The organism is Streptomyces sp. WAC00040, from assembly GCF_056835925.1.
Genome location: NZ_JAKQZE010000001.1, coordinates 1725468 through 1738168, shown reverse-complemented (window position 1 = coordinate 1738168; position 12701 = coordinate 1725468). Strand labels below are relative to the sequence as shown.

General features: G+C 69.5%; 15 protein-coding genes. 7 read left to right on the top strand and 8 right to left on the bottom strand.

All coding sequences use genetic code 11. The annotated features are described in order from the left end of the window. Positions 1 to 5 precede the first annotated feature (5 nt). Genes MDN94_RS08020 through MDN94_RS08000 form a run of 5 tightly spaced genes read right to left on the bottom strand, consistent with a single transcriptional unit; the run spans position 6 to position 3656 of the window. Positions 6 to 1295: a class E sortase gene (locus MDN94_RS08020; protein WP_482725197.1), complete on the bottom strand. Its 1290-nt coding sequence runs from the start codon at positions 1293 to 1295 to the stop codon at positions 6 to 8. Next, entirely contained in the window at positions 1292 to 1930 is a 639-nt protein-coding gene (locus MDN94_RS08015; RefSeq protein ID WP_441263364.1) for an aminodeoxychorismate/anthranilate synthase component II, read from the bottom strand. Before MDN94_RS08015 ends, MDN94_RS08020 begins: the two co-directional genes overlap by 4 nt. Then, the gene (locus MDN94_RS08010; protein WP_159689746.1) at positions 1927 to 2100 is read right to left on the bottom strand and encodes a hypothetical protein; all 174 of its coding nucleotides are present in this window, start codon (positions 2098 to 2100) and stop codon (positions 1927 to 1929) included. Before MDN94_RS08010 ends, MDN94_RS08015 begins: the two co-directional genes overlap by 4 nt. A gap of 56 nt (positions 2101 to 2156) precedes the next feature. Next, entirely contained in the window at positions 2157 to 2855 is a 699-nt protein-coding gene (locus MDN94_RS08005; protein WP_482727032.1) for a class E sortase, read from the bottom strand. Between the two features lie 33 nt (positions 2856 to 2888). Further along, positions 2889 to 3656 (bottom strand): DUF881 domain-containing protein, encoded by a 768-nt coding sequence (locus tag MDN94_RS08000; protein ID WP_482725196.1) that lies wholly within the window; start codon positions 3654 to 3656, stop codon positions 2889 to 2891. 140 nt (positions 3657 to 3796) lie between these two features. Between MDN94_RS08000 and crgA the strand changes: the two genes are divergently transcribed. Then, positions 3797 to 4054: a cell division protein CrgA gene (gene crgA, locus MDN94_RS07995; protein WP_441263362.1), complete on the top strand. Its 258-nt coding sequence runs from the start codon at positions 3797 to 3799 to the stop codon at positions 4052 to 4054. Positions 4055 to 4326: 272 nt separating this feature from the next. Here crgA and MDN94_RS07990 read toward each other — a convergent pair whose 3' ends face one another. Further along, positions 4327 to 5226: a rhomboid family intramembrane serine protease gene (locus MDN94_RS07990; protein WP_482725195.1), complete on the bottom strand. Its 900-nt coding sequence runs from the start codon at positions 5224 to 5226 to the stop codon at positions 4327 to 4329. A 102-nt stretch (positions 5227 to 5328) separates the two neighbouring features. Continuing rightward, on the bottom strand, positions 5329 to 5856 hold the full coding sequence (locus MDN94_RS07985) for a peptidylprolyl isomerase (protein ID WP_482725194.1): 528 nt from the start codon (positions 5854 to 5856) through the stop codon (positions 5329 to 5331). Positions 5857 to 6131: 275 nt separating this feature from the next. On the opposite strand from MDN94_RS07985, the gene MDN94_RS07980 reads away from it, so the two are divergent. Further along, positions 6132 to 6809: a DUF5324 family protein gene (locus MDN94_RS07980; RefSeq protein ID WP_482725193.1), complete on the top strand. Its 678-nt coding sequence runs from the start codon at positions 6132 to 6134 to the stop codon at positions 6807 to 6809. A gap of 52 nt (positions 6810 to 6861) precedes the next feature. Here the strand turns inward: MDN94_RS07980 and MDN94_RS07975 are convergent, their stop codons facing one another. Continuing rightward, positions 6862 to 7656 carry a DUF6344 domain-containing protein gene (locus MDN94_RS07975; protein ID WP_482725192.1) on the bottom strand — a complete coding sequence of 265 codons (795 nt, stop codon included), beginning with the start codon at positions 7654 to 7656 and terminating at the stop codon, positions 6862 to 6864. 729 nt (positions 7657 to 8385) lie between these two features. Between MDN94_RS07975 and MDN94_RS07970 the strand changes: the two genes are divergently transcribed. From MDN94_RS07970 to MDN94_RS07950, 5 genes are read left to right on the top strand one after another with little or no spacing between them, the layout of a single operon-like run. Beyond that, the gene (locus tag MDN94_RS07970) at positions 8386 to 9201 is read left to right on the top strand and encodes an ABC transporter ATP-binding protein (protein ID WP_482727031.1); all 816 of its coding nucleotides are present in this window, start codon (positions 8386 to 8388) and stop codon (positions 9199 to 9201) included. Continuing rightward, positions 9198 to 10046: an ABC transporter permease gene (locus tag MDN94_RS07965; protein WP_482725191.1), complete on the top strand. Its 849-nt coding sequence runs from the start codon at positions 9198 to 9200 to the stop codon at positions 10044 to 10046. Before MDN94_RS07970 ends, MDN94_RS07965 begins: the two co-directional genes overlap by 4 nt. A 12-nt stretch (positions 10047 to 10058) precedes the next feature. Continuing rightward, positions 10059 to 11039: an LLM class flavin-dependent oxidoreductase gene (locus MDN94_RS07960; RefSeq protein ID WP_482725190.1), complete on the top strand. Its 981-nt coding sequence runs from the start codon at positions 10059 to 10061 to the stop codon at positions 11037 to 11039. Further along, positions 11032 to 11664, top strand: coding sequence for a flavoprotein (locus tag MDN94_RS07955; RefSeq protein WP_482725189.1), 633 nt, complete (start codon positions 11032 to 11034; stop codon positions 11662 to 11664). The genes MDN94_RS07960 and MDN94_RS07955 overlap by 8 nt, the downstream gene beginning before the upstream one ends. Further along, entirely contained in the window at positions 11661 to 12608 is a 948-nt protein-coding gene (locus MDN94_RS07950) for a hypothetical protein (protein WP_482725188.1), read from the top strand. The genes MDN94_RS07955 and MDN94_RS07950 overlap by 4 nt, the downstream gene beginning before the upstream one ends. Positions 12609 to 12701: the final 93 nt, after the last annotated feature.

Genomic DNA, 12701 nt, shown 5'->3' with positions numbered 1-12701 from the left:
GTGTCTCAGCCGACGAGCGCGTCGGGTTTGCCCTTGCTGCGCGGCCGTTCCTCGACCATCTTGCCCCACACGATCATTCGGTATGTACTCGTGAATTCGGGGGTGCAGGTCGTCAATGTGATGTAGCGGCCGGGCTCCTTGAATCCGGACTGCTCCGGTACAGGGCTGATCACGCTCACGTTCGACGGCGAGGTCTGCGGAAGGATGCTCGCCATCTCGTACGTGTAGTACGTGTCCTGCGTCTCGACGACGATCGGATCTCCGCGCTCGAGGCGGTTGATGTACCGGAACGGTTCGCCGTGGGTGTTGCGGTGGCCCGCGACGGCGAAGTTGCCCTGCTTGTCCTCGGGCATCGCCGTCTTGAGCTTTCCCTCGCCGTAGTGGCCGACCATGCCCCGGTCGAGCACGCTCTGCTTGTCGATGCCCTCCGCGATCGGCACGACGACGTCCAGCTTGGGGATGTACATGATGGCGAATCCCTGACCCGGCTCGAACGCGTCGGGCTTGCGGCCGTTCGCCCAGTCGTCCTGGATCTTGTTCGCCGCCTTGTCGGCCTGTTGTCCGGCGAGCACGTTCGTCCACCACAGCTGGTAGGTGACGAACAGCAGCATCAACACGCCGAAGGTGATGAACAGTTCACCGATGGCACGGCTGGCGATGACCGCCGGACTGTCCTTCGCGGCACGCGCCGCGCGCCGGGCCTCGACACGGGACAGCGGCTTTCCCGGCTCCCCGGCCGCCGGTGCCGCGGCCGGCGCGGCGGTGGCCCGTCTGCGACCGCGGTTCCTGGCGGCGCGGCGCCGCTCGGCCCGCCCCGGACCCGGTGGTGTCTCCGCCGCGCGGCGGGTGTCGGACGTGCGCAGGGCCACCGTCTCGTCGTCGGGCACAGGAATCGGGTCCGACACGGGAGTTCGCCGTTGCTCCTGGCCCGGCGCCGGCCCCTGTGCCGGCAAGGAGACCGTGACAGGGTCCGCCGCGTCCCCGGCCGCGTACCAGTCGTGCAGGGGCTCCTGCGTGGCGCTCAGGGGCTGCTGGAGCGCCGACCACTCCTGCGGCTCCGGCTCCTGCCGCTGCGGCCCGGCCGGTGCCGCCATGTCGGAGGCGCCGAAGTCCTGCGCCGCGTTGTCCGCTGTCGGTGGGATGTTCGCCGCACGGAACCACGGCGAGCCCTGCCGGTCGGGAGGGACGGGATCCGTCAACGGGTCGTACGCGGGACCGCTCTGCCCCTCGGGGCCGTACCCGTACCGGCCCTCGTACTCGTATTCGTGCTCGTGCCCGGGGCGCACGGCGCTCACGCCAGAGCCTTGCCCACCACCGGTGCGAGTCCCGCCGAACGCCCGACCGCCCCGGCGTCGCCGCACTGCTCCAGCCAGTTGGCGAGCATCCGATGGCCGTGCTCGGTGAGAACCGACTCCGGGTGGAACTGCACGCCCTCGACCGGCAGTTCACGGTGGCGCAGCCCCATGATGATGCCGTCCGCCGTACGGGCCGTCACTTCGAGTTCGGCCGGGAACCGCGCCGGCTCCGCGGCCAGCGAGTGATAGCGGGTCGCGATGAAGGGCGACGGCAGGCCCGTGAAGACGCCCGTGCCCTCGTGCGTGACCGGCGAGGTCTTGCCGTGCAGCAGCTCCGGGGCACGGTCCACCACCCCGCCGTACGCGACGGCCATCGACTGCATGCCAAGGCACACGCCGAACACGGGCACACCCGTGGCCGCGCAGTGCCGCACCATGTCGATGCACACGCCGGCCTCTTCGGGAGCGCCGGGACCGGGTGACAGCAGCACCCCGTCGAAGCCGTCCTGCGCGTGCTCGAGGGCGACCTCGTCGTTGCGCACGACCTCGCACTCCGCGCCGAGCTGGTACAGGTACTGGACGAGGTTGAAGACGAAGCTGTCGTAGTTGTCGACGACGAGAATGCGCGCGCTCACCGGGCTGCTCCCTCTCCGTCGACCGTCACGTCGCCGAACGGGAGCAACGGTTCGGCCCACGGGAAGACGTACTGGAACAGCACGTAGACGACCGCCAGGACGAGCACGAGCGAGAGAGCCGCCCGCACCCACGCGTTGCCCGGCAGATGCCGCCAGATCCAGCCGTACATGCCGTCCCTTTCCGTTCGGTACGGCACCAGACTAAAGGGCCGGGGAGGCGTGTGGGTCAGCTGCGCAAAGCCGGTGGTTTGCCTTCGGTCACAGGGTGGGTCGCATCGAGGTCCGCCCAGACGACGAGACGGTGGCTGCTGCCCCACTCCGGCTCGCACGTGGTGAGTGTCAGATAGCGCCCCGGCTCGTCGAAGGGGGCCGCTTCCCGCCTCAATGGACGGGGCACCGGTTCGATCACGCCGATGTCCCCGGGAACGGTCCTGTGGGGCCGGTTCGCGATGCGGTAGGTGAACCAGGTCGTACCGTCGGTGAGCACCACCTCGTCACCGGGACGAAGCTGCGGAAAATCCTTGAACGGGTCTCCGTGCGTTCGGCGGTGGCCCGCGACCGCGAAGTTGCCCGTGGCTCCGAGCGTGCCCGTGGAGGCGTAGTGCCCGAGCCCCTTCTTGAGCACTCCCGGCCCCGTGCCCTCAAGGACCGGCCGGTCCCAGTTCTTGCCGAACCGGGGGATGTACATGACCGCGAAGGACTCACCCGGCTCGTACGCCGCGGTCGTGGGGCGGGGTGCTGGTGCGCCACCGGGCTCGGGCGCCTTCGCCGCCCAGTGGGCCCGCAGTCTGCCGATCTCGCCGGCCGTGGCCCTGTCGGCCTCGAGCCCGGTCCAGAACAGCAGATGGACGACGAACAGCACGATCAAGGCGCCGATGGTGATGCACAGCTCACTGAAGGTCCTCACGAGCGCACGCACCGATATCGACACCGGCTCCCCCAAGCGCCGAAGGAAGGCCTACCCGACGGGTTTCGCGTAGTGCAGATCCACTGTGCCGGAGTAGCCGGGGAGAGTCACGGCCTCGTTCTCGTCGACCTTCCAGCCGAGGCCGTAGGCCTCCACGTACAGCTGGTAGTTCTTGATCGCGGGAGAGTCGGCGAGCGCCTTCTTGAGAAGGTCCTGGTCGCCGACGGCGGTGATCTTGTAGGGCGGTGAGTAGACCCGGCCCTGGAGGATCAGCGTGTTGCCCACGCAGCGCACGGCGCTGGTGGAGATGAGCCGCTGGTCCATGACGCGGATGCCCTTGGCGCCGCCTTGCCAAAGGGCGTTGACGACGGCCTGGAGGTCCTGCTGGTGGATGACCAGATCGTTGGCCTGCGGCTCGGGGTAGCCGGGCGCGGCACGGGCGTCCGGCGGTGCGTCGTCGAGGGTGACGGTCAGGGCGCTGCCCTTGAGGGGCTCGGTACCCGCCGATTTCTCCAGCGCCGCCAGCTTCGCGTCCTCGGCCTCCGTGGAGCCGTCGTCGCGCTTCGCGAGGGCGTCCACGTCGCCGCGCACGGCCGAGGTGGACTCCTCGAGGTCGCCGTTCTTCTCGCTGCGCTGCTTGATCAGGTCGGAGAGCCTCAGCAGGGAATCGTCCGTGCGCAGGTCCGTACCCTTGGCGGTGTTGAAGCTGGTCACGAAGATCAGTCCCGCGAGGGCGAAAACGGCAGCCGTCAGCAGCCGGACCGGTCGCCACTGCGAGCGGCGAACGGGGCCTTGCGGAGAGTCGGCGGAATTGCTCAACGTACCCTTATCTCCTTCGACGCCGCGGAAGCACTACGCTAACGGACGCCCGGGGGCGGCAGTGGCCCCCCTGGCTCCGGCCCCGGCGCCAGCCACAGTTCCCTGCGCGGTAACGCAGCGCATCGACAGGAGAGTCCCTCGTGCCGAAGTCACGTATCCGCAAGAAGGCCGACTTCACGCCGCCTCCGGCCGCGAAGCAGGCGGCGACGATAAAGCTCACCAACCGCAGCTGGGTCGCGCCGGTGATGCTCGCCCTGTTCCTGATCGGGCTCGCCTGGATCGTCCTGTTCTACGTGACCGAGGGCAGCCTGCCGATCAAGAGCTTCGGCAACTGGAACATCGTTGCCGGCTTCGGGTTCATCGCTGCGGGGTTCGGCGTCTCGACCCAGTGGAAGTAGCTGTCCCGCAGCCGGGCGCACGGACCGCGTCCCCAGTTGTCCACACCGTTTTCCACAGGCCGGGGAAAAGGTCAGAAGATCTGTGGATAACTCTCGGCCCGTTGACGCCGATGTGACTGCGCCCGCCAGGCCGGTGAAGCGATCAGCCCCTTGCTCCTCCTGGAAAAAACCAGGTCAGGGACAAGGGGCACGCTAGTTCCACACACGATGCACAAGATCCGCCACACGCTGTGGACAACTCTGGGGAAAGCTCCGCTCCCGTTGCTGTCAGGTCATGTGATGGCGGCGGTCCTGGCCACGACCGCGACGGCACTGAGGAGCACGACCGCCGCGCAGACAGCGAACTGTACGGCGCTGCGGCGCTTTCCCTGCGGTGCGTGCACCAGGCCGTACGCGATCACGACTCCGGCGATCAGGCCGCCGATGTGCGCCTGCCAGGCGATGCCCGCCCAGAAGAACGTGATGACCAGGTTGATCGCGATGAGCACCATGATCGGACGCAGGTCCTGCCGCAGCCTGCGCATCAGCACCACGGTGGCGCCGAGCAGGCCGTAGATCGCGCCGGAGGCGCCCAGCGACCCCTGCGCCGGCATCTCGATCAGATACGTGAAGGCGCTGCCGGCCAGGCCCGAGATCAGATAGAGCGCGAGGTAGCGCACCCGCCCGAGCGCCTCCTCCAGCGGACCGCCCAGCCACCACAGCAGCAGCATGTTGAAGAAGATGTGCCAGGTTTCCTCGTGCAGGAACATCGCCGTGGCCAGGCGGTACCACTCACCGTCCGCGACGCCCACGACCTCCCCGAGGCTCCGGTCGTACCAGTAGCCGATCATCGTGAACCGGTTGACGAACTGGTCCTCGAGCCCGAGCGCCAGACCGAACATGGCGATGTTGAGGGCGAGGATGATCTTCGTGATCAGCCGTGGGTCGGCGGCAATCGCACCACCGGCGATGGTCCGCGGCCGGGTCGCGTTCGGGTGGTGCCCGGTACCGGAACCGGTGCGGACGCACTCCGGGCAGTGGAAGCCGACGGATGCGTCGACCATGCAGTCCGTGCAGATGGGCCGCTCGCAGCGGGTGCACGTGATGCCCGTCTCGCGGCCGGGGTGGCGGTAGCAGTTGCGCAGGCCGTGGACGTCCCCCGGCTCCTGCGGACCGCCTGGCGCCTGGTCCATGGGATCACCTCACCAATCTGGGGCTCACGACGTCGCCCCGCCCATCCTTACGGATGGACGGGGCGCAAAGGTTCCCCTGCGGAAAAGCGCCTGCGGCGGGCGTCAGCGCGTCTCGACGACGACGGACTCGATCACGACGTCGTTGACGGGCCGGTCGGTGCGCGGGTTCGTCTGAGTGTTCACGATCGCGTCGACGACCTTCTTGCCGGCATCGGTGCTGACCTCACCGAAAATGGTGTGCTTGCGCGTCAGCCAGGCGGTCGGGGCGACGGTGATGAAGAACTGGGAACCGTTGGTCCCCGGGCCGGCGTTGGCCATGGCCAGCAGGTACGGCTTGTCGAAGGCCAGGTCCGGGTGGAACTCGTCCGCGAACTCGTAGCCCGGACCGCCGGTGCCGTTGCCCAGCGGGTCGCCGCCCTGGATCATGAAGCCGCTGATCACGCGGTGGAAGACCGTGCCGTCGTACAACCTGTCCGTCGACTTCTTGCCGGTCGCCGGATTGATCCACTCCCTCTTGCCCTGCGCGAGCTCGACGAAGTTCTTGACCGTCTTGGGCGCGTGGTTCGGCAGAAGCCGGATCTCGATGTCGCCTTGGTTGGTCTTCAGGGTGGCGTAAAGCTGCTCGGCCACGATCTGCCTTCCGTAAGTCTTCTCTGACGTCTCCCGATCCTTGCACGGAAGAGCCACTCACGGAGAAAGGCCGCCGGGTCGTCGCCCGAGCGGCACGCTTTGGGTGGAACCGTGGCATCGTCGTCCACAAGCTCCCGGCATGACCCGGATGCCCGCCCCGCATGCCGGGGCGGCGTTCAACGGGCATGATTTTCAATCGGGTGGAAAGGCGGGACTGTACCCCAACTGGGGACAACCCCGGTCACCCTCAGAACGCCACCGAGGAGGAGGATCCCGTGACCCGCATGGACAGCGTGCGCGCCGCGACCGGTACGGCGAAGGACAGCGTGCTGCACGCCGCGGACGTGGTGGCGCCTTACGCCGGCACGGCCAAGGACCAGGCCGCGCACTATGCGCACGAGGCCCGCGTACGGCTCGCGCCGAAGGTTTCGCAGGCCGCTACCGCGGCCCGAGTTCAGTACGGCAGTCGTGTCGCGCCACACGTACCGCCGAAAGTCGATGTGGCCGCGCGCCGCGCCGCGGTACAGGCCAGGAGGGCCGCTCGTCAGGCGGCCGACTACACCGTCCCGCGTGTCGAGCACGTGATTGCCGTGGCTCAGCCCGTTCGTGAGGAGGCTACGGCCCGTTCGGCTGCCGCTCTGGCCGCGCTGCGCGGTCAGGTGACGGCCAAGGAGATTCAGAAGCTGGTGAGGAAGCACAAGCGGCGGTCGAAGGCCGGTCGTCTCGCCAAGGGTCTCGTGGCCCTCGGTGTACTCGCCGGCGGAGCTTTCGCCGCATGGAAGTGGTGGGACAAGCAGGCCAATCCCGACTGGCTGGTGGAACCGCCCGCTGCGACGGAGGTCTCCGACCGCGCCCCGCTGACGTCGGTCGACGGCAGCACCCAGGCCGGGCTGGACCCTGACGTCCAGGTGAAGCAGGACGAGGCCGAGACGGGCGACGAGGACCGCCGCTGACGGCTTGTCCGTCTTGCGTAGGGCGCCGGGAGTGGAGAACGCTCCCGGCGCCTCATGCTGCGAGGAGAGCGGGGCCGTCACCCTGGTCACCGCGCGCGGCAGCGAAGTCGGCCGTGAGGACGACCGCGGAGCCTTCGGGGGCGTCCGCAGGATGCACGGCGGGGACGGCCGAGAGAGCTCGCCGGGACGCGGTGGCGGACACGGCGGAGGCGGCGGACGCACCGGTCGGAGCGGCGACAAAGGCGCCGACCGGAGCTGCGGCCGAAGAACCGTCGGAGACGCCGGCCGGGGAGTCCGCGGACGGGGCGGCCGAGGGAGCGGTCCGGCTGTCGGCCTGAGCGTCGGCGCCGGTCGAAGTGCTCATCGAGGGGACTTCCCCGACGCGGGCGGCGGACCCTGTCGCGGCAGCGGGGGCGGAGGCTGCGCGGGACGGCGCCGCGGGGACAGGGGCGGATGCCGAGGAGTCGCCGGTCGATGCGGCGGCGCGGAACGGGCCTGCGTAGGGCGCCGGCGGATACGCGCCGTTCGTGTCGGGCCGCCCTGACAGATGCCGCACAGCGGGAGACGATCCATGCGCCTCGGCGCTGATGCGCTGCTTCATCGTGGGCGGCAGCGACCGGTCGCGCACCGTCGGCGCCGGCCATGTGACCTGTCGCCTGGTCTGAGCCGGCACCGTGGCGCGCAGCGCCTTCGGACGGGCGGCGTCGGCCGGCTCCTCGGGGGACTGCGCCGCCGGCTGTGCCGTGGCGGCGGTCGCGGCGGCGGTGGTGAACCCCACCGAGGCAAGCAGAGCAAAGAACGCGGTGAGGAACGCGTTCCACAGATTCCTGACCTTGAAGGTGGCCATGACCCCTCGCTTTCGGGTTGAGCGCTTTACATACCTTCCTCATGATGTGTACGCATTCCGAGAAGTGGGGGAGCGACGCCGCCACTGCGCAGTTCTTCTGATGAACAACACTCGGATGGCCCAGCCCGCCGGGCCGGCGCCCCGACTTGCGAGCCCGCCGCGACCCGTCCAAGGCTTCGCCGTTCTCCCCGCAGAACGGCGAAAGTACAGGTCAGCGTAGGGAAACGGTTCCCGCCGGACTGCTTTCGCGAGCGACGTCCGGTCGGTTCACCGACTCGACGGGACCCCGAAACCCCTCCTTGGCACAACGCTGAAGGGCAGTGGAGGCGTAGGCGGCCGATTCGACAGACGCACCGCCCGCCGCTAGTGACTGCGAGAGGCCACAGCCAACGGTCGTGATCGGGTACGACATCGTGCCCGGCGACGGCCGGCTCATCGGCCGGCCGGTGCCGGCCGGCGTCGACCCGATCCCCGGCGCGTCACCAAGAAAGCAACCACCTCGGTTAGTTGGGCGCCCAGCTACCCGAAGACGTGTTTGACCAGGTCAGAAGCCATGAATCGCGTGGTGGCGAACGCATCCGGAACCTGGGCCAACCTCCTCCGCGAGCGTGTGCGGAGATCATCTGCTGATTAGGGTCCAGCGATATGGTCATCCCCGCAGCAGCGCCGCCGGTAGCGGTGCCGTCCTCCGACCCAGGCCCTCCCGCGATCAGCATCCGCAATCTGCGGATGCGTTACGGGGCACGCGACGTGCTCCACGGCGTGGACCTCGATGTGCGACGCGGCGAGGTGCTCGCGTTGCTGGGCCCGAACGGAGCGGGCAAGAGCACCACCATCGAGATCCTCGAAGGATTCCGCCGTCGCTCCGGCGGCGACGTCAGCGTGCTGGGGACCGACCCCGAGGACGCCGGAGACGCGTGGCGGGCCCGGGTGGGCATCGTCATGCAGTCCTGGCGCGACCACGCCCGGTGGCGGGTCCAGGAGCTGGTCGAACACTTTGCACGGTATTACCCCGACCCCCGCGACCCACAGGAACTGCTGGACGCCGTCGGGCTGAGTGAGCAGGCCGGACAGGAGTGCCAGCAACTGTCGGGCGGTCAGCGGAGGCGCCTGGATGTCGCATTGGGCATCATCGGTGGGCCCGAGTTGCTCTTCCTCGACGAACCGACCACCGGATTCGACCCGGAGGCGCGGCGCGACTTCCACACGCTGGTCGAACGTCTCAGCACGGTGGAAGGCATGACCGTCCTGCTCACCACCCACGATCTCGCCGAGGCGGAACGACTGGCAGACCGGATCGCGGTGCTCGTCGGGGGCCGTCTCATCGCCTTGGGGTCCCCTGCCCGGCTGGCAGCCGAGATCCAGGCCGATGCGGAGGTCCGCTGGTCGGAGGCCGATGAGCGGCGCCATCAGCGCACCAAAGACCCTTCCCGTCTGGTGTGGGAGCTCCACACCCGGCTCGGTGGTCCCATCCCCGACCTGGAGGTGCGCCGGCCCACGCTGGAAGACACCTACCTGGGCATGCTCCGTCAGGAGGAGGCGTGATCAGCCGACAGGCCCTCGTGGTGGGGCTGCACCGGGGAAGAATCGAACTGCGGCAGACCATGCGTACTCCGCGCGAGTATCTCGGGCACCTGGGCAATCCGGCCATGTTCCTCTTCGCCGCGTCCTTGCAGACGGGAAACATTTCGGGCAGCTCGGTGGCCTCCTCCCGGATGGTGATCGCCGGGGGCGTCGCGTCGCTGCTCCTCCTGGTCGCCATGGTCTGGCTCCCGCAGCAGTTGGCCACGGAGCGCGAGGACGGAACGCTGCTGCGTCTGCGCGGCACGCCGGGCGGCATGTTCGCCTACCTCGTGGCCAAGACCCTGATGGTCATCACGATCGCCGTTCTCAGCACCGTGCTCCTCCTTGTCGGCGGCGCGGGCCTCACCGATTCCGGGTTCCCCCAGAGTCCGGGCCAATGGTGCACCCTGCTCTGGGTCATCACCTTGGGCCTCGTCGCCCTCGCCCTGACCGGCGCTGCGATCGGCGCCGTTCTGCCCAATCCGCGCCAGGCGCTGGCCTGGGTCATGATCCCCATGTTCGGGCTGCTCTTCGTCTCGGGAATCTTCTTCCCCGTCACGAGCATGCCCCAGTGGCTGCAGATCGTCGGCCAGGTCTTCCCGCTCAAATGGATCGCACAGGGCATTCGTTCGGCGCTGCTCCCCGACAGTGCGCTCGTCGCCGAGACCGCGCAGAGCTGGCAGCACTGGGAGACCTTCGGTGTTCTCGGCGCCTGGACCCTGCTCGGTCTCCTGCTCGCTCCGCGGCTCCTGCTCAACTCCGCACGCCGGGAGTCCGGGAGCCGGCTGATGGCTCGTCGTGAAGTCGTCGGCCAACGCTCCTACTGAGGGATGGACCCCATGGCCTCCAAGCACAAGACCAGCATCATGTACCCGATCCAGCCCACGACCACGGGGCAGATCCTTCCTGTCGCTCGGCTGCTGCAACGCCGCGGCTCGGGAAGACTGTGGCTCGGGCAGTCCCTGCGCCTGGACACGCACCAGCTCTTCGCGACTCTGGCGGGCATGGGCCTACGCATCCCCATGGGCAGCGGAGTGACCCTCGCGCCCCTGCGGCATCCTTACGACGCCGCCGTGCAGGCGCGCTCCGTCGCCGCGCTCACCGGAGCCCCGTACGTGGCCGGTATCGGCCCGGCCGCACCGGAGTTCCAGGAGTCCCTGCTGCCGGCCCGCTACGCCAAGCCGCTCACCGCGATGCGCGAGTACATGACCTCCATGCGGGAACTGCTCGACGGGAAGGTGGTGCGCCATGAGAGCGAGTACCACTCCATCGATGCGCAGCTCATCCCCTTGGACGCCCCGCCGGTCGAACTCGGCCTCGGCGTACTGCGCCCGAGGATGGCCCGGATGGCGGGCGCGGTCGCCGACGTGGCTGTCACCTGGATGACGCCCGCCGACTATGTCGCCGACACGCTCGTGCCCTCGCTGGCCGAGGGCGCGGCGGAGGCGGGCCGCAAGGCACCGCGTGTGGCGACCGTGGTCCATGTTGCGGTCGCCCGGCCCGGCCGTGACATCCGCCTGGCGGCCCGCCGCGGTGCGGGCGCGCATCTCAGCGCCGCCCACTACACCGACATGCTGCGCCGGGCGGGAGTGCAGGCGTACGCCGATGACCCCGACGCGGGGGCGGACGCCCTCGTGGAGGCGGGGGTGTTCGTGTCCGGTACACCCGACGAGATCGCGGCTGAACTCCACCGCTACCGGCTCAAGGGCGTGGATGAGGTCGTGCTGAATCCGGCCGGTGTGATCCATACGGAAGGGCTGGGCGCCACCATGACCGACCTTCAGGAGATCCTCGCGGCCGAGGACCGGCTCCATGGCTGAGGCGACAAAGATGGCCGCAGGGCCGGCCCCGGCCTTCGGCGCCCGCAAGGTGCTCTTCGTGGGAACCGGCGCCATCGGGGTGATGTTCATGCCGATGTGGGTCAACTGGCTGCGGACTGCTTATCCCGATGTCGAGTTGCGGACGATGGTCACCAGGTCCGCCGAACGTTTCGTCACGCGGTCAGCGTTGACGGCATTCGCCGGCGACGAGGTGCTGCGGGACGCGTGGCCGGAGTCGCCCGAAGTCGGCGCGCGTCACGTCGAACTCGCGCAGTGGCCGGACGCGATCGTGGTTCACCCGGCGACGTTCCACTTCGTCAGCCGCCTGGCGCTCGGTGTCGCGGACACGCCCCTCATGCTCGCCCTGCAGTGCACCCGGGCGCCCATCGCCGTCGCCCCCGCGCTGCCGCCCGGCGGAGTGGAATCGTTCGCCTACCAGCAGCACGTAGCGGCGCTGGAGCGGCGTCCCAATGTGGCCCTGGTGGCCCCGCAACCGGGCTTCAGCGTGACGACCGGGCAGATGGACGCCTCCGTCGCCACACCGCTGCCCGAGGTGATATCCACCCTCGAACACCTCAGGGCGCGGCTGGTGGCCGGCGCCGCCGAGCGTGGGGTCCGGTCATGACGGGCACCACCGCGCCTCCTGTGGAGGAATTCACCACGGGCTTCCTCCGGACGGCCATCCACGAGGGCGATCACGGCTATGTGTGGATCCGCCGCTCGGGCGCCGACCGCCCGTCACCCCTGACTCCTCCCGGTCGGCCGGTCCGCGACGCGATCCGCGCTCTGCGACTCCCGGACCTGCGCCTGGCGCTCCCGGAAGTGGTCGCGGACGCCCTGCACTACCGGGTGCCGGGGCCCGTCGCGGTGGCGAAGCTCTGTGTCGGCAGCGATCCCCGCCTCACGCCCCAGCTCGTCACCTCGGCCCTGTCCGGCACCGGAGCGGCCCTGCGCCTTCTCCACTGCGCGGTTCCCGGTTCCCGGGCCACGTCCGGGCCGGCGGGTCCGGCCCGGCTGGCTGCCTGGATGCTCCAAGGCAGGGGACCACGGGCCGCGACGGCCTTCCACACCGTGGTCCGCCGACAGCTCGGCTCCGGCCGGTGGAGCCAGGTGCAGGACTGGTGCGCGTCACTGGCCACCGATCTCACCGACGGCGTCTTCCTGCACGGGGCCCCGAGCCTGGGATCGGTCATCGCGGGGAGCCGGCCGGGAGAGGGCTGCCTGCTCATCGGTGAGGATGTCGCCCGCGGCCCGGCGGACTTCGACTTCGGCTGGCTGCTGGGAGAGTTCGCGGAGTGGCGGATGACCCTCTTGCGCCGAACACCAGGCCTGGTCATGGACCCGCGCGACTACCACGCCGCTCTCACCGGGCTCTGCCGGGCGTACGGTGCGCCGGACGACCCGGCGACGGTGGGGCGCGCCGCGGTGCTGCGGATCTTCACTCACGCGCACGACTTCGCCGCGTACATGGGATGGCATCCCGAACTCATCGAGTACGCCTCGGCGATCGCCGAACTGATCGACGAGGACGGTGCCCAGGCCCTGCCTGGACCGCTGTCGATTCTCTGATGACCTGGAACTGCCGGTGCCCCCGGCGGCGACTGCCGCCGGGGGCACCGCGGTTCATCCGCGGATCAGTTCATCCGTGGCCCAGCGCGGCCT